This window comes from Pseudomonas sp. zfem004, from assembly GCF_032621715.1.
GTDB lineage: Bacteria > Pseudomonadota > Gammaproteobacteria > Pseudomonadales > Pseudomonadaceae > Aquipseudomonas > Aquipseudomonas sichuanensis.
In genome coordinates, this window is sequence record NZ_JAVYJF010000027.1 from 35166 (window position 1) to 51603 (window position 16438).

Here is a 16438-nt window from a genome sequence, read left to right on the forward strand (position 1 = left end):
AAAGCTCGCGGCTCGACACTGGCGCCTTGCAAAGAAAAAACCGCACGCCAGCGAAGGCAGTGCGGTTTTCCCCGACAAGAAGCGTCGACTAGAACGTCTTAACCCTGGTGGGCGTTGACGTAGTCGATGGCAGCTTGAACGGTAGTGATCTTCTCGGCTTCTTCGTCAGGGATTTCGGTCTCGAATTCCTCTTCCAGAGCCATCACCAGCTCAACGGTGTCAAGCGAGTCGGCACCCAGGTCTTCAACGAAGGAAGATTCGTTTTTGACTTCATCTTCCTTGACGCCCAGTTGCTCGGCGACGATTTTCTTGACGCGTTCTTCGATGGTGCTCATACCTAGTTTTCACTCCTAATGGACATATGTCAGGCAGCTGGCCGGTGACCAAGTTTATAGAAAGACGCCTGCTTTTCAAGCGGAACACGCCTTCAGCTAAGTCACCCAACCCTCTGCCCGGAATCTGGTTGCAGCTTTATAACGGATTTTAAGCTCGGAGTATGACTCTTTTTTGAAGCAATCCGTCACATCGCGTTGCAGTTTTTACATGTACATCCCGCCGTTCACCGGCACGGTGGCGCCAGTGACATAGGCCGCGCCGTCGGAGGCCAGGAACGAAACCACCTTCGCGATTTCGTCGGCCTGCCCCAGGCGGCCCAGCGGAATTTCTTTCTGCAGGGCTTCGCGCTGTGCTTCCGGCAGCTCACGGGTCATGTCGGTGTCGATGAAGCCCGGGGTGACCGAGTTGACGGTGATGCCACGCGAACCCACTTCACGGGCCAGTGCGCGGCTGAAGCCTTCCAGGCCGGCCTTGGCGGCCGCATAGTTGGCCTGCCCTGCGTTACCCATGGCACCGACGACCGAGCCGATGCTGATGATACGACCCCAACGGGCCTTGGTCATGCCGCGCAGTACGCCCTTGGACAGACGGTAGAGGCTGTTGAGATTGGTGTCGATCACGTCGAACCACTCGTCGTCCTTCATGCGCAGCATGAGGTTGTCGCGGGTGATGCCAGCGTTGTTGACCAGGATCGCCGGGGCGCCGAACTGCTCGCCGATGGCGTTCAGCACCGCATTCACGGACTCTGCGTTGGTCACGTTCAGTTCCATGCCGGTACCGGCAACACCGTGCTCCTTGAGGGTGGCGGCGATGCGCTCGGCACCGGAGGCCGAAGTGGCGGTGCCGATGACGATGGCGCCCTGGCGGCCAAGCTCAAGGGCGATGGCCTGGCCAATGCCACGGCTGGCGCCGGTAACCAGTGCAACTTTACCTTGCAGGCTCATGCAAGCGTCTCCAGATTCAGGCCAGCGCCGCACGGGTGGCGGCGACGGCGTCAGGGGTATTGAGGTTGTAGGTGGTCACACCGTCGGCGCAACGCTTGTTCAGACCAGCCAGCACCTTGCCCGGGCCGCACTCGACCAGGTTCACGGCGCCGCGCTCGGCCAGGGCCTGCACGCATTCGACCCAGCGCACAGGCTGGTACAGCTGTGCCAGCAGGTCCTGCTTGAGTGCATCGAGGTCGGCGGCGATGGCGGCGGTGACGTTCTGCACAACCGGAATCTGCGGGGCCTTCCAGTCGATGGCGTTGACGAACTCGGCGAAGCGCTCGGCAGCGGGCTTCATCAGCGCACAGTGCGACGGCACGCTGACCGCCAGCGGCAGGGCACGCTTGGCGCCGGCCTCTTTGCACAGCGCCATGGCGCGATCGACCGCAGCCTTGTTACCGGCAATCACCACCTGGCCCGGCGAGTTGAAGTTCACCGCACTGACCACTTCATCTTCAGCGGCCTTGGCGCAGAGATCGACCACGACAGCATCGTCCAGGCCCAGGATGGCAGCCATGGCGCCATGACCGGCCGGCACGGCTTCCTGCATCAGCTGGCCACGGCGCTCGACCAGGCGAACGGCGTCCTTGAGCGACAGGCTGCCGGCAGCGACCAGGGCGCTGTACTCACCCAGGCTGTGACCCGAAACGAAGGCCGGCTGCGCGCCGCCCTCTTCCAGCCACAGACGCCACAGGGCGATGGAGGCGGTCAGGATGGCCGGCTGAGTCTTGTCGGTTTGGTTGAGTTGTTCTTCCGGACCTTCCTGGACCAGCTTCCACAGGTCGTAGCCCAGAGCCTCGGAAGCTTCCTTGAAGGTTTCGACGATTACCGGCTTTTCAGCGCCGAGCTCGGCGAGCATGCCCAGCGATTGGGAACCTTGACCGGGAAAGACGAATGCGAGGGATGCAGACATTGAACAAGCCCTTATGATCTTGTCGTCGGATAGGGTGCGCCGGGCCACAGGCCGAGCGCGAAATCTGAAAGCTTGGATGGAGCAGCGGACCAAGCGGTCACATTTAAGCACTTCATGGGCGATATGCCCAAAGTCTTTGTTTTTCCAGTCACGTCCTCATTGCGAGGCAAGCTCACCCCCGCGCACTCAGGGCAACAGGTCTTCGAGGCGCCCGTGCAGGCGCTGCGGCAGGTTTTCCTGGATCTCGATCAGCGCACGCTGGATGGCGCTCTGGAAACCCTGCACACCCGCCGAACCATGGCTCTTGATGACGATACCCTGGAGCCCGAGGAAGCTTGCGCCATTGTGCCGCGCCGGCGCCAGGTCGGCCTGCAGGCGCTTGAGCAATGGCATGGCCATGGCCCCGGCAGCCCGCGCCAGCACGCCACCACGGAACAACGCCTCGATGCGCGCAGCGATCATGGTCGCCAGGCCTTCGCTGGACTTGAGCAGGATGTTGCCGACAAAACCGTCGCACACCACCACGTCCGCCTCGCCGCGGTACAGGCCGTCACCCTCGACAAAGCCGATGTAGTTCAGGCCACGTGCGTTCTGCAACAAGCTGGCGGCCAGCTTGACCTGCTGGTTGCCCTTGATGTCTTCGGTGCCGATATTGAGCAGCGCCACCCGCGGGCGATGAACCCCAAGCGCCTGGGCAGCCACCGAGCCCATCACCGCAAATTGGTAGAGGTTTTCGGCACTGCAGTCGACATTGGCACCCAGGTCGAGCAACTGACAGTAGCCCGCCTGGGTCGGGATCGCCGCCACCATCGCCGGGCGATCGATACCGGGCAAGGTCTTGAGCACGAAACGCGACAACGCCATTAGCGCGCCGGTATTGCCGGCACTGACGCAGGCCTGGGCCTTGCCGTCCCGCACCAGTTCGAGGGCGATGCGCATCGACGAGTCGGGCTTGCCGCGCAACGCCTGCGACGGCCGCTCGTCCATGCCCACCACTTCACTGGCCGCAACAATCTGCAGGCGCGCGCGATCCGCAGCCGATTGGCCGCTGACAAGCTCTTCAAGAAGGGAGGGTTGACCGACGAGGGTCAGGTGCAGCGAGGGAGTAGCCGAAAGGCAGGCTAGGCTAGCCTGGACAATGCTGCGGGGACCGAAGTCCCCGCCCATTGCGTCGATCGCGATGATCTGAGCGGACAAGGATTACTCGTCAGCGCCCTTGTCGATCACTTTGCGACCACGGTATACGCCTTCTGGCGAAACGTGGTGACGCAGGTGTACTTCACCGGTGCTCTTCTCTACCGACAGGGCGTTTTCCGACAGGGCGTCGTGCGAACGGCGCATGTCACGGGCAGAGCGGGATTTTTTGTTCTGCTGAACAGCCATAATTGATTAACTCCTAAACGTTTGGGTCACGCTTTAACTGCGCCAATACACTGAACGGGTTGGACCGCGTTACCTCGTCCTTGCTCGGTTCGGGCTCATCTGCGCCCGCCGGCTGCTGGCATTCTTCCGGATGATGAGCAGGCACGATCGGCAGGGCAAGCAGCAGCTCTTCCTCGATCAAGGCCTGCAGATCCAAAGGATCTTCGCCCAGTTCCAGCACGTCATAGCCTTTCGGCAACGACTGGGTATTCGCACCCTCCTTCACCACGGCGTAAGTAGATTCGCTGTGGATTGGAAGGGTGACCAGCTCAAGACAACGCTGGCAAACCATTTTGACTTCGACATCCAGCTCGCTGTGGATAACCACAACTTTCTGTTCGTCTCGTTCAAAATCGAACTTCGCCTGCACCATACCGACAGTGTCGGAAAGCGGGTCGCAGAGTCTTTCCAAATCAGCGAGTTGCAGCGAACCACTCAGGGTTACGCCTCGATCGGCTAATTTGCGCGGGTCAACGTGAGGTGGAATCGGGTCATTCAACATAGGCGCAGCATTCTAGGGATGCACCCCCTCCCTGTCAAAGGAAATTCGGCACATCTCGCATGTTAGAATTCGGGGCAATTGACCAGGAGTCTATCATGCTTCCTCTGTTACTGGCTTCCAGCTCCCCCTACCGGCGCGAACTGCTCTCCCGCCTGCGCCTGCCCTTCAGCTGGGCAAGCCCCGATCTAGACGAGCAGCGGCTGACCGATGAGCCTGCCGTCGAACTGGTTCGCCGCCTGGCCCGACAAAAAGCCGAAGCGCTCAGGGGCCGCCACCCAGGCCACCTGATCATCGGCTCCGACCAGGTGGCGGTGCTCGGCGAGCAGATTCTCGGCAAACCTCACACCTTCGAACGGGCCTGCGAGCAACTGCTCGAAGCGAGCGGCAAGCAGGTCACCTTCCTCACCGGCCTGGCACTGCTCAACAGCGCCACCGGCCAGTGCCAGGTCGATTGCGTGCCGTTCACGGTGACCATGCGCGAGCTGGATCGGGAGCGCGTGGAGCGTTACGTGCAGGCCGAGCAGCCACTGGATTGCGCGGGCAGCTTCAAAGCGGAGGGGTTGGGGGTGAGCCTGTTCCAGAGCACCCACGGCTGCGACGCCACGAGCCTGATCGGGCTGCCGCTGATTCGTTTGGTGGATATGCTGCACAAGGAAGGCGTGCAGGTGCCTTGAGAACGCATCGCGGGGCAAGCCCGCCCCCACAAGATAATCCGTGGGAGCGGGCTTGCCCCGCGATGAATGTCACGCCGATTTCAGCTCAACGCAACGAAGGCCCCTGGAAGCCCATGTACAGGGCCAACCGCTCGGCCACACTGGCACCGATACGCTTGGAGAAACGATCGAACGGCGACTCTTGCACTGTGAAATCCACCAACTCCTGCTCGCCAATGATTTCGCGAGCCACATAGCTGGCACTGCCCAAGCCATCCACCAGGCCCAGCTCCTTGGCCTGCTCGCCAGACCAGATCAAACCACTGAACAACTCAGGATGATCCTTGTCCTTCAGGCGCTCGCCCCGCCCCTGCTTGACCATGGCGATGAACTGGCGGTGCGTGGTATCCAGCACCCCCTGCCAGAACGCGGTCTCTTCCGGCTTCTGCGGCGAGAACGGATCAAGGAAGGCTTTATGCTCACCCGCGGTATAGGTGCGACGCTCAACGCCCAGCTTGTCCATGGTGCCGACGAAGCCATAACCGGCGGCCGTCACGCCAATGGAGCCAACGAGGCTGGCCTTGTCGGCATAGATTTCATCAGCGGCACTGGCGATGTAATAAGCGCCGGAGGCACCCAGATCGGTAATCACCGCATACAGCTTGATGGCCGGGTATTCGGCGCGCAGGCGGCGAATTTCGTCATAGATGTAGCCCGACTGCACCGGGCTGCCGCCCGGACTGTTGATACGCAGCACCACACCCTTGGTTTTCGAGTCCTTGAATGCTTCACGCAGGCTCTTGACGATATTGTCGGCGCTGGCCGGCTCCTGATCGGCGATCATCCCGCGCACCTCGACCAGCGCCGTATGGCTGGCACCACGTGACGCGGCCTTGTCCACATCCAGCAGCGGCGTGAACAGGACCAACATGCCGAACAGGTAGACGAAGGTCAGCAACTTGAAAAAGATGCCCCAACGCCGCGCCCGACGCTGCTCCTGGACGCCCGCCAGCAGCGTCTTCTCCAGCAGCTTCCAGCTCTTGCGTTCTTCGTTGTCTTCGGACTCGGGGGCCTTCCACTCGTCAGTCATGCTCACCTACCCTGGAAATTGAGTTGCGCGCCACTGGCCAGCCATTCGCGCAATTGAGAGAAATGCTCGATGCACACTTGCGGCCCGAACTCGGCCAGGGCCTGCAGCGGCATCGCGCCATAGCCGACCGCCACCGAGTGCATGCCCGCATTGCTGGCCATCTGCAGGTCGAATGCCGAATCGCCGACCATCAGCGCCCGCCCGGGCTCGACCTGACAATGGGCGAGGATCTCTTCGAGCATCAACGGGTGCGGCTTGCCACGGGTCTCGTCGGCGCCGCGAGTGATATCGAAGTAGCTCTCCCAGCCGTTGGCCTTGAGCACCCGATCCAGGCCGCGACGCGCCTTGCCGGTGGCCACCGCCAGGCGATAGCCCTCGGCACGGAATGCCTCGAGGGATTCGACCACCCCCTCGAACAGCGGCGAAGGCTGCTGATCCAGCGCCATGTAGACATCGGCGTAATGCTGACGAAAAGCTTGTACCTGCACGATATCCAGGTGCGGATACAGCGTGGCGATCGCCTCGTCCAACGCCAGGCCGATGATGCCCTTGATGGCCTCATCACTGCTGGGCGCTTCACCGGCGCGCCCGGCCGCCACATTCATGGCCTCGACGATGCGCCCGATGGAGTCGGCCAAGGTGCCGTCCCAGTCGAAGATCAGCAGCTCATAACGCTTGGTCATAGGTCAGGTCGCGCTCAGGCGCTCCACGGTCTTGGCCCACACTTCGTCCACCGGCGCCTCGAGTTTGAGCTCACCACCGTCAGGCAGCGGCACCGTGAGTTGATAGGCATGCAGGAACAGGCGCTTGCCGCCCAGCTCACGAATCTCGCGACTGAAATCTTCATCGCCGTACTTGCTGTCCCCGGCGATCATGTGCCCGGCATGCAGGGTGTGCACGCGAATCTGGTGGGTGCGACCGGTAATCGGCCGAGCCTCGACGATGGTGGCGAATTCGCCGAAACGGCGCAGCACACGGAACATGGTCAACGCCTCCTTGCCTTCGTCATTCACCTCGACCATGCGCTCGCCCGAGCGCAGATTGCTCTTGAGCAACGGCGCGCTGACCTGCTTCTTGGCGGTCGGCCAATGGCCGCGCACCAGCGCCATGTAGCGCTTGTCCACGCCATCGCCGCGCAGGGCGGCATGCAGGTGGCGCAGCATGCTGCGCTTCTTGGCGATCATCAGCAGACCGGAAGTATCGCGATCCAGGCGATGCACCAGCTCCAGCTCCTTGGCGTCAGGGCGCAACTGGCGCAGCGCCTCGATCACCCCGAAACTCAAACCACTGCCGCCATGCACGGCAATGCCGGATGGCTTGTTCATCACGATCAGCGCCTTGTCTTCGTAGACGATGGCGGCTTCCAGGCGCTGCAGCAGCCCTTGGGCCACAGGCGCCGGCTCGTCGCGCTCAGGCAGGCGCACAGGCGGCACGCGGACGATATCGCCAGCCTGCAGCTTGTATTCCGGCTTGATCCGCCCTTTGTTGACCCGCACCTCACCCTTGCGCAGGATGCGGTAGACCAAGGTCTTGGGCACGCCCTTGAGGGCCGTGATGAGGAAATTGTCGATGCGTTGGCCGGCAAGCTCCGGCGCGACTTCGATCAGCTGTACGCCGGAAGTCGGAGGGGTATTGGTCGTCATGGCGGGATCATAACAATTTTTTATGGAATTGAAGCACTTAATCATAACTGCTATAGTCGCGAACGCCGCCAAAAGCGGCAGGCCAGTGATACCAGGCTCTACGCCGGTTCCTGACCTTCGCAATTCTCCAGGACGCGAGGCCGTCCTACGGGGTTTTCGCCAGTTTAAACAAATGCCTGGAATCGCCACCAGCGCTGTGTAGAGAAGACCGAAGAAAAACGACAAGCGCGGTGTTCCACCTGCTTACCGAACCTTTTTCGCCGCACCTCTGCCCGCCAGTCGCTTCCACGCAACGCCCGGCGAATGCTTCGGAAATACCTGCCTTGGACATGAATGGCGCCAGCGCGGTACCCGCGCTGGCGAAAAATGCAACCCGTTGCGGATTCAGCGCGCGGCAGCACCCGAATTATCAGGGATACGTGCAGGGTGGAGATGCACAGCCCTCGGACCGTGTAGCACCGCGTCCGGCCACCGCCCCACTGAACGGGCGATGAGCGGATAAGGTCCTGAACAGACGCTCTAGCGGCGTCCACGGCTGACGGTTGATTCCTCCTCCTGTCATGAGTGCACGAGGCCTGTCTGGTTGATTCGGCTATCGATGAACGTCGATTCGAACACCCAAGGGGCTCGTTGACACCACAGCGAACAGGACGCGTCGTCGCGACAACGGCAGGCTGGGCAACCGGCTGGTGCCGAACGTTGCTCGACACGGGGGTGGCCCGCCACCCTTTGCGCACCTTGGCACCGACCCCGATACGTCGTGTGTGCCGAACGCCGTTTCCGGCAGCCCGGAAACCGACGGTACAACATGAAAAGAATGCTGATTAACGCAACTCAACCCGAAGAGTTGCGTGTAGCCCTGGTAGACGGCCAACGCCTCTACGACCTGGACATCGAGTCCGGCGCGCGCGAGCAGAAAAAGGCCAACATCTACAAAGGCAAGATCACCCGTATCGAGCCAAGCCTCGAAGCCGCCTTCGTAGACTTCGGCTCCGAACGTCACGGCTTCCTGCCACTCAAGGAAATCTCCCGCGAATACTTCAAGAAGACCCCCGAAGGCCGGGTCAACATCAAGGAAGTACTGAGCGAAGGCCAGGAAGTCATCGTCCAGGTCGAGAAGGAAGAGCGCGGCAACAAAGGCGCCGCCCTGACCACCTTCATCAGCCTGGCTGGCCGCTACCTGGTGCTGATGCCCAACAACCCACGCGCCGGCGGCATCTCCCGCCGCATCGAAGGCGAAGAGCGCAACGAACTGCGTGAAGCCCTCAACGGCCTGACCGTTCCAGGCGACATGGGCCTGATCGTGCGCACCGCCGGCCTTGGCCGCAGCAGCGAAGAAATGCAGTGGGACCTCGACTACCTGCTGCAGCTGTGGACCGCCATCAAGGAAGCCTCGCTGGACCGCTCCGCGCCGTTCCTGATCTACCAGGAAAGCAACGTCATCATCCGCGCGATCCGCGACTACCTGCGCCAGGACATCGGCGAAGTGCTGATCGACAGCATCGATGCCCAGGAAGAAGCCCTGACCTTCATCCGCCAGGTGATGCCGCAGTACGCCAGCAAGGTCAAGCTGTACGAAGACAGCGTCCCGCTGTTCAACCGCTTCCAGATCGAAAGCCAGATCGAAACCGCCTTCCAGCGCGTTGTCGACCTGCCGTCCGGCGGCTCGATCGTCATCGACCCGACCGAGGCCCTGGTGTCCATCGACATCAACTCGGCGCGCGCCACCAAAGGCAGCGACATCGAAGAAACCGCCCTGCAGACCAACCTGGAAGCGGCCGAAGAAATCGCCCGCCAGCTGCGCCTGCGTGACATCGGCGGCCTGATCGTCATCGACTTCATCGACATGACCCCGGCCAAGAACCAGCGCGCCGTCGAAGAGCGCGTGCGTGAATGCCTGGAAGCCGACCGCGCCCGTGTGCAGGTTGGCCGTATCTCGCGTTTCGGCCTGCTGGAAATGTCCCGTCAGCGCCTGCGCCCATCGCTGGGTGAGAGCAGCGGCATCGTCTGCCCACGCTGCTCCGGCACCGGCATCATCCGTGACGTCGAGTCGCTGTCGCTGGCCATCCTGCGCCTGATCGAAGAAGAAGCCCTGAAAGACCGTACCGCCGAGGTACGTGCCCAGGTACCGATCCCGGTCGCCGCCTTCCTGCTCAACGAGAAACGCAACTCGATCACCAAGATCGAACTGCGCACTCGCGCGCGCATCATCATCCTGCCGAACGATCACCTGGAAACGCCGCACTTCGAAGTCCAGCGCCTGCGCGACGACAACCCGGAAGTGCTGAACAACCAGTCCAGCTACGAGATCGCAGCTTCCGAAACCGAAGAAGCGCCGCAGCCGACCGCCACCCGCACCCTGGTTCGCCAGGAAGCCGCGGTCAAGACCGCTCCAGCCCGCGCCAACGCTCCCGTGCCAAGCACGGAAGAAGCGCAGCCTGCCGCAGCACCAGCCGCTGCTGCCCCTAGCGCGCCAGAGCCAAGCCTGTTCAAAGGCCTGGTGAAGTCGCTGGTCAGCCTGTTCGCCGGCAAGGAAGAGCCTGTCGCCGCCCCGGTTGCCACCACCGAGAAGCCTGCCACCGAGCGCACCCCGCGCAACGAGGAGCGCCGCAACGGTCGCCAGCAGAGCCGCAACCGCAATGGCCGTCGCGACGAAGAGCGCAAGCCGCGTGAAGAGCGCGCCGAGCGTGCCCCGCGCGAAGAGCGCCAGCCACGCGAAGAGCGTGCCCCTCGCGAGGAGCGCGCCCCACGTGAAGAGCGTGCGCCGCGTGAAGAACGCGCACCACGCCAGCCGCGCGAAGACCGCCGTGGCAACCGTGAAGAACGCGTACGCGAACTGCGCGAGCCACTGGACGCCGCACCGGCCGCCCGTGAAGAGCGCCAGCCTCGCGAAGAACGTGCACCGCGTGAAGAACGCGTAGCCCGTGAAGAGCGTGCTCCACGCGAAGAACGCGCACCGCGTGAAGAGCGTGCTCCACGTGAAGAACGCGCACCGCGTGAAGAGCGTGCTCCACGTGAAGAACGCGCACCACGCGAAGAGCGTGCACCGCGTGAAGAACGTGCCCCACGCGAAGAGCGTGCACCTCGCGAAGAGCGCCAACCACGCCCACCGCGTGAAGAGCGCCAGCCGCGCCCTGACGAGCAGGTTGCTGAACAGGCTGCCGAGCTCAACGAGGAGCAACTGCCGAACGAAGAGCTGCTGCAGGACGAGCAGGAAGGCACCGATGGCGAGCGTCCGCGCCGCCGTTCCCGTGGCCAGCGTCGTCGCAGCAACCGTCGTGAACGTCAGCGCAACGCCGATGGCGAGCTGATCGAAGGCGGCGACGACGAAGCCGGCGAAGAACAGCAGCCACAACAGCACCAGGCCACCGCCCTGGGCGCCGAACTGGCCGCCGGCATCGCGGTCACCGCCGCCGTCGCCACCAGCAACATCAGCGCCGACGCCGAAGCCCAGGCCAACCAGCAGGCCGAACGCGCCAGCGCCGTTGTCGCCGAAGCCCAGGTTGAAAGCAGCGAAGTGGCCCAGGTTGCCGAGCAAGTCGAAGCCATCGCCATCGCGCCAGTGGTCGAGCAGCCGGTCAGCGAGCCCGTCGTTGCCGCCGAGCCGAGCTTCGAGCCCGCTGTTGAAGTGGCACCACAGCCAGTGATCGAAGAAGCGGTTGCCGAGCAGGTGGCTGTCGTGATCGAAGCTGAACCGGTCGTCGAGGCTCCAGCAGTGGAAGCCGCCGAGATCGCACCAGCGCAGGTCGCCGAAGTGGCTGAAGTTCAGGCTCCTGCTGCCTTCGAAGCGACTCCGGCCGTCGAAGCCCCGGTTGTTGAAGCACAAGCTGAAGTGGTCGAAGCGCCAGTTGCCGAACCGGCTCCAGTGGTTGCCGAGCAGGCACCTGCCGAAGTCGAAGCCCCGGTCGAGCCGGCCCCTGTCATGCTGCCGAACGGCCGCGCGCCGAACGACCCGCGTGAAGTGCGCCGCCGCAAGCGTGAAGCCGAAGCAGCCGCTGCTGCCCTGGCTGCCGCCCAGGCCGCCCCAGCCCTGGAAACCACCGAAGACGAGCACAAGCCTCATCACGGTTGATTCCGGTCGCTGAATGAAAAAGCCCCGCCAGTGCGAACTGGCGGGGCTTTTTCATTGCCGGGAAAATTTGGCACCGGCTTCGCCGGTGATCGCGGGGCAAGCCCGCTCCCACGCCATTTCTGCTGGTGTTTGCGTGGGAGCGGGCTTGCCCCGCGATTGCGTCAGTACAGGTTAGGTTCCATCTCCAGCGCCACCCCGAACCGCTCGAGGATATCCGCCTGGATCTTCTGCGCCAGCGCATGCAACTGCGCCCCGCTCGCCTGGCCATAGTTCACCAGCACCAACGACTGCAAGCGATGCACACCAGCATCGCCATCACGATGGCCCTTCCACCCGGCCTGCTCGATCAACCAACCCGCCGCCAGCTTCACCCGGCCATCGGCCTGCGGATAAGCCACCACGGTCGGGTAAGCACTGCGAATCTGCTCGGCCAGCGCTGCCGACACCACAGGGTTCTTGAAGAAGCTCCCGGCATTGCCCAGCTCGGCCGGGTCCGGCAGTTTCTCCTGGCGAATGCTGCAGATCGCATCACTGATGGCCTGCGCAGTCGGCTGCCCGACGCCCTGCTCGGTCAAACGCTGACGCACCGGGCCGTAATCCAAGTGAGCCCGCAACGTCCGGTCAAGGGCAAAACGCACGCGCAGGATCAACCACCGCCCGGGGTTGCGCTTGAACAGGCTGTCACGGTAGCCGAACGCACACTCCTGCAGAGAGAAATCGCGCAGCTCGCCGGTCTCTCGGTCGAGTGCGGTCAGGCCGACGAAAACGTCCTTGATCTCGACCCCATAGGCGCCGACGTTCTGCATCGGCGCGGCCCCTACGGTGCCAGGGATCAGGCTGAGGTTCTCCAGCCCGCTCAGGCCTTGCGCCAGGGTCCACTGCACGAAGGGATGCCAGGGCTCACCGGCCTCGGCCTCCACCACCACCCGCTCGCCGTCATCGCTGAGCAGGCGCCGGCCACGGCTGGCCATGTGCAGTACCAGGGCGTCGATGTCGCGGGTCAGCAGCAGGTTGCTGCCACCGCCGATCACCAGCACCGGCACCTGCCGCGCGGCGGCCTCGGCCAGGGCCTGACGGGCTTCGTCATCGTCATGGGCCTGGGTGAAATAACGCGCACGCACATCGATGCCGAAGGTGTTGTAGGGCTTGAGCGATACCTGTTGCTGCCACGCCACCGTCATAACCGCCCCTTGATTTCCACCACCAGCTCGCGGCAGGCCGCCTCGATCAGGTCCAGGACCTGCTCGAAACCTTCGGTACCGCCGTAATAGGGGTCGGGCACTTCATCAAGCGCCGCGCCGTAGCGGCGCAGGAACAGGTCCAGCTCGCCCTTGGCGTTGTGCGGGCGCAGCGCCTTGAGGTTGGCCAGGTTGCTGTTGTCCATGGCCAGGATCAGGTCGTACTCACCGAAATGCGCCGCCTTGACCTGCTGCGCGCGCTGGCGCGACAGGTCGTAGCCACGCGCCAGCGCGGCCTTGCAGGTACGGCTGTCGGGGGCCTTGCCCACATGCCAGTCACCGGTGCCGGCAGACGCCACCTGCACCTGGTCAGCCAGGCCGGCGGCCTCCAGCTGGTGGCGCAACACGCCTTCGGCAGTGGGCGAACGGCAGATATTGCCGAGGCAGACGAACAAGACGCGCATCAGGCCTCCAGCAAGCGCCGCACGCGCTCCAGGTCTTCAGGGGTGTCGACGCCCACCGCCGGGGCCTCGATGGCATCGGCGACGTGGATACGCACGCCATGCCACAGTGCACGCAGCTGCTCCAACGCCTCGGTCTGCTCGAGCCAGCACGGGCCCCAGCCGACGAAGTCCTGCAGGAAGCCCACACGGTAGGCATACATGCCGATATGGCGACGGTACGGCACAGCCTCGGGCAGCACGTCACGCGCCTTGGCAAAGGCATCGCGGGCCCAGGGCAAGGGCGCACGGCTGAAGGTCAGCGCCAGGCCGTGCTTGTCGCTGGTGACCTTGACCGCATTGGGGTTGAACACGGTTTCCGGCTCGTGGATCGGCTCGGCCAGTGTCGCGATGCCGGCCTCGGGGTGCGCGGCAAGGTTGGCCGCCACCTGGTCGATGATCACCGGCGGGATCAGCGGCTCGTCACCTTGCACGTTGACCACGATGGCATCGGCCGCCAGCCCAAGCTGGGCGGCAACTTCGGCCAGGCGATCGGTGCCCGACTCGTGGTCGGCGCGGGTCAGCAGCACCTCGGCGCCGAACGCCTGGCAGGCCTCGACGATACTGGCATCGTCGGTGGCGATGACCACACGCTTGGCGCCGCTCTTGCGCGCCTGCTCCCACACATGCTGGACCATCGGCTTGCCGGCGATCGCCAGCAGCGGCTTGCCCGGCAGGCGCGTGGAGCGCAACCGGGCGGGGATCACCACGGTGAAGTCCAGGCTCATTTGTCCAGGCGCTCTTCATCGGTCAGGGTGCGCGCTTCGCTTTCCAGCATCACCGGGATGCCGTCGCGGATCGGGTAGGCCAGGCCGGCGCCCTTGCTGATCAGCTCGGTCTTGTCGGCGCTGAGCTTGAGCGGGCCCTTGGTGATCGGGCAGGCCAGGATATCGAGCAGTTTGGTGTCCATGGGGTTTCCTTGAGGCCAATGGCCGGAAAATGAAAAAGGCTCAGGGGTGGCCGGGCAGCAGGCGGTCGAGCTGTGCGTCGAACCAGGCGGCGAAGGCCGCCGAAGGCTGCGCATCGACTGCCAGGTACCACCAGTCGTCGGCGGCAAAGGACCGGCACTTCACCGCATCCTTCTCGGTCATCACCAGCGGCAGCGGCGGGCTGAACGACAGCAGCTCACGGCTGTACGGCGCATGGTCGGCGAACGGGTGCGGCAGCGGCTGCCAGTTTAGCCCCTGCAGGGTATTGAAGAAACGTTGCGGGTTGCCGATGCCGGCCACGGCATGCAGCGCCTGGCCCGCAGGAAACAGGTCAAGGCCGCGGCGCTCGCCGCTGCGCAGGTTGATCAGCGCGGTGGGCTGCAGGCAGAACCCGAAGCCTTGGTCAGGGTCGGCCGCGGCGCCATTGAACAGCACTGCGTCGGCCTCGTGCAGGCGCTCGGCCGGCTCGCGCAGCGGCCCGGCGGGCAGGCAGCGGCGGTTGCCCAGGCCACGGACGGCGTCGATCAGCACCAGCTCCAGGTCACGGGCCAGGCGATAGTGCTGCATGCCGTCATCGCAGAGGATCAGGTCGGGCGCATCGCTGGCCAGCAGCGCCTGCACGGCGCGGGATCGGTCGGGGTCGATCATCAGCGGCACGCCGGTACGCTGGACAATCAGCAACGGCTCGTCGCCGGCCTGTTCGGCGCCCTGGTCGGCGGCGACGCGCCAAGGGTACTCAGGCGGCTTGGCGCCATAACCACGGCTGACCACGCCGACCTTGAGCCCACGCTGGCGGCAGTGCTCGATCAGCCAGAGGATCATCGGCGTCTTGCCGGTGCCGCCAACGGTGATGTTGCCCACCACTATCACGGGCACCGGAGCCCGGTAGCTGGCGCTCTCGCCACTGAGGAAGCGCGCGCGTTTGCGCATCACCACCCGGCGGTACAGCACCTCCAGCGGACTTAGCAGGGCCAGGGCCGGATGGCCGTTGTACCAGGCGGCGAGCAGACGGTCGGCGAAGGCCATCAGGGCTTACCCTGCGCAGCCTCGACGGTGGTCATGCGCAACTTGCTGAAGCCGAGCTTGCCGGCCGCATCCATTGCGGTGATCACAGCCTGGTGCGGGGTCTTGCCGTCGGCGCTGATCGCCAGCGGCAGGGTGATGTCACCGCCGGATTCCTTCTCGATCGCCTCGGTCAGGGTGTCCAGGTCGCTCTTGGGCAGCAGGTGGTTGTTCACCGAATACACACCCTCGGCGCTGATGGTGATTTCCACCAGCTTGCCTTGGTCGGCCGGCGCCTGCTCGGCACTGGCGGCCTCGGGCAGTTCGACGCGCAGTTGCGTCTCGCGGGTGAAGGTGGTGGTGACCACGAAGAACAGCAGCAGCACGAACACCACGTCGATCAACGACGCCAGGTTGATATCGACGTTCTCGCGCTGACGGTTGCGCCGGAACTTCACGCCTTGCCTCCGGCCACTTCCACTTCACGGTCGCCCTGCAGCACTTCCACCAGCTTGATCGCTTCCTGCTCCATGCCCACCACCAGCTCATCGATGCGGCGCAGCAGGAAACGGTGGAAGAACACCGCCGGGATACCGACCATCAGGCCGGCGGCGGTGGTCACCAGCGCCTTGGAAATACCACCGGCGAGTACCGCGGCGTTGGCGGTCATCTGCGAGCCCATGAAGGCGCTGAAGATGTCGATCATGCCCAGCACCGTGCCCAGCAGGCCGAGCAGCGGGGCCATGGCGGCGATGGTGCCGAGAGTGCTGATGTAGCGCTCCAGCTCGTGGATGACCCGCGAGGCGGCTTCCTCGATGCACTCTTTCATGATCTCGCGGCCATGGCGCGAATTGGCCAGGCCCGCGGCGAGGATCTCGCCCAGCGGCGAATCGGCGCGCAGGGCCTTGAGCTTGTCACTGGTGAGTTGCTTGTCCTTGATCCACATCCACACCTGGCCCAGCAGGTGCGGCGGGGTGACACGGCTGGCGCGCAGGGTCCACAGGCGCTCGACGACGATTGCCATGGCAACGATGGAACTCAGGATGATCGGCAGCATCATCCAGCCACCGGACTTGACCAATTCCCACACAGTAAGCATCCCCTCGGAAAAAGGCCGCCACTCTACCATAGGCACGCGAGGGGCTCATCTGCCGGAGGTCAGGCAAATCAGCCATCGCGGGGCAAGCCCGCTCCCACGCTTTCTGCGCGTCC

At 64.0% G+C, this 16438-nt stretch carries 18 protein-coding genes; 2 read left to right on the plus strand and 16 right to left on the minus strand.

What is annotated here, in order from left to right; all coding sequences use genetic code 11:
• Nucleotides 1-98: 98 nt before the first annotated feature.
• The 6 genes from acpP to RTH46_RS22955 form a co-directional block, all read right to left on the minus strand.
• Complete coding sequence (acpP, locus tag RTH46_RS22930) at nt 99-335, minus strand: acyl carrier protein (RefSeq protein WP_153787907.1); 237 nt, start codon at nt 333-335, stop codon at nt 99-101.
• Between the two features lie 204 nt (nt 336-539).
• A complete protein-coding gene (fabG, locus tag RTH46_RS22935; RefSeq protein ID WP_153787908.1) occupies nt 540-1280 on the minus strand; it encodes a 3-oxoacyl-ACP reductase FabG in 741 nt (246 codons plus the stop codon).
• A gap of 16 nt (nt 1281-1296) precedes the next feature.
• A complete protein-coding gene (gene fabD / locus RTH46_RS22940) occupies nt 1297-2235 on the minus strand; it encodes an ACP S-malonyltransferase (protein ID WP_316906706.1) in 939 nt (312 codons plus the stop codon).
• A 186-nt stretch (nt 2236-2421) separates the two neighbouring features.
• Nucleotides 2422-3432 carry a phosphate acyltransferase PlsX gene (plsX, locus tag RTH46_RS22945; protein WP_125463228.1) on the minus strand — a complete coding sequence of 337 codons (1011 nt, stop codon included), beginning with the start codon at nt 3430-3432 and terminating at the stop codon, nt 2422-2424.
• 3 nt (nt 3433-3435) lie between these two features.
• Nucleotides 3436-3618, minus strand: coding sequence for a 50S ribosomal protein L32 (rpmF, locus tag RTH46_RS22950; protein ID WP_008096416.1), 183 nt, complete (start codon nt 3616-3618; stop codon nt 3436-3438).
• A gap of 13 nt (nt 3619-3631) precedes the next feature.
• Complete coding sequence (locus RTH46_RS22955; RefSeq protein ID WP_153787910.1) at nt 3632-4159, minus strand: YceD family protein; 528 nt, start codon at nt 4157-4159, stop codon at nt 3632-3634.
• A 95-nt stretch (nt 4160-4254) separates the two neighbouring features.
• On the opposite strand from RTH46_RS22955, the gene RTH46_RS22960 reads away from it, so the two are divergent.
• Nucleotides 4255-4833, plus strand: coding sequence for a nucleoside triphosphate pyrophosphatase (locus RTH46_RS22960; protein WP_316906707.1), 579 nt, complete (start codon nt 4255-4257; stop codon nt 4831-4833).
• A gap of 85 nt (nt 4834-4918) precedes the next feature.
• Here the strand turns inward: RTH46_RS22960 and sppA are convergent, their stop codons facing one another.
• From sppA to rluC, 3 genes are read right to left on the minus strand one after another with little or no spacing between them, the layout of a single operon-like run.
• A complete protein-coding gene (gene sppA, locus RTH46_RS22965) occupies nt 4919-5902 on the minus strand; it encodes a signal peptide peptidase SppA (RefSeq protein ID WP_316906708.1) in 984 nt (327 codons plus the stop codon).
• A 2-nt stretch (nt 5903-5904) separates the two neighbouring features.
• Nucleotides 5905-6585 carry an HAD family hydrolase gene (locus tag RTH46_RS22970; protein WP_316906709.1) on the minus strand — a complete coding sequence of 227 codons (681 nt, stop codon included), beginning with the start codon at nt 6583-6585 and terminating at the stop codon, nt 5905-5907.
• Between the two features lie 3 nt (nt 6586-6588).
• Nucleotides 6589-7545, minus strand: coding sequence for a 23S rRNA pseudouridine(955/2504/2580) synthase RluC (gene rluC, locus RTH46_RS22975; protein ID WP_125463224.1), 957 nt, complete (start codon nt 7543-7545; stop codon nt 6589-6591).
• 808 nt (nt 7546-8353) lie between these two features.
• On the opposite strand from rluC, the gene rne reads away from it, so the two are divergent.
• The gene (gene rne / locus RTH46_RS22980; RefSeq protein ID WP_316906710.1) at nt 8354-11617 is read left to right on the plus strand and encodes a ribonuclease E; all 3264 of its coding nucleotides are present in this window, start codon (nt 8354-8356) and stop codon (nt 11615-11617) included.
• Between the two features lie 161 nt (nt 11618-11778).
• Here rne and murB read toward each other — a convergent pair whose 3' ends face one another.
• The 7 genes from murB to RTH46_RS23015 are packed head-to-tail and all read right to left on the minus strand — an operon-like array spanning nt 11779 to nt 16316.
• The gene (gene murB, locus RTH46_RS22985; protein ID WP_316906711.1) at nt 11779-12798 is read right to left on the minus strand and encodes a UDP-N-acetylmuramate dehydrogenase; all 1020 of its coding nucleotides are present in this window, start codon (nt 12796-12798) and stop codon (nt 11779-11781) included.
• A complete protein-coding gene (locus RTH46_RS22990; protein ID WP_316906712.1) occupies nt 12795-13259 on the minus strand; it encodes a low molecular weight protein-tyrosine-phosphatase in 465 nt (154 codons plus the stop codon). The genes murB and RTH46_RS22990 overlap by 4 nt, the downstream gene beginning before the upstream one ends.
• Nucleotides 13259-14023, minus strand: coding sequence for a 3-deoxy-manno-octulosonate cytidylyltransferase (gene kdsB / locus RTH46_RS22995; RefSeq protein WP_316906713.1), 765 nt, complete (start codon nt 14021-14023; stop codon nt 13259-13261). Before kdsB ends, RTH46_RS22990 begins: the two co-directional genes overlap by 1 nt.
• Nucleotides 14020-14205 (minus strand): Trm112 family protein, encoded by a 186-nt coding sequence (locus RTH46_RS23000; RefSeq protein WP_011532874.1) that lies wholly within the window; start codon nt 14203-14205, stop codon nt 14020-14022. Before RTH46_RS23000 ends, kdsB begins: the two co-directional genes overlap by 4 nt.
• Before the next feature lie 40 nt (nt 14206-14245).
• Entirely contained in the window at nt 14246-15250 is a 1005-nt protein-coding gene (gene lpxK, locus RTH46_RS23005) for a tetraacyldisaccharide 4'-kinase (protein WP_316906714.1), read from the minus strand.
• Nucleotides 15250-15684: an ExbD/TolR family protein gene (locus RTH46_RS23010; protein ID WP_153787919.1), complete on the minus strand. Its 435-nt coding sequence runs from the start codon at nt 15682-15684 to the stop codon at nt 15250-15252. The genes lpxK and RTH46_RS23010 overlap by 1 nt, the downstream gene beginning before the upstream one ends.
• A complete protein-coding gene (locus RTH46_RS23015) occupies nt 15681-16316 on the minus strand; it encodes a MotA/TolQ/ExbB proton channel family protein (protein WP_138221286.1) in 636 nt (211 codons plus the stop codon). Before RTH46_RS23015 ends, RTH46_RS23010 begins: the two co-directional genes overlap by 4 nt.
• Nucleotides 16317-16438: the final 122 nt, after the last annotated feature.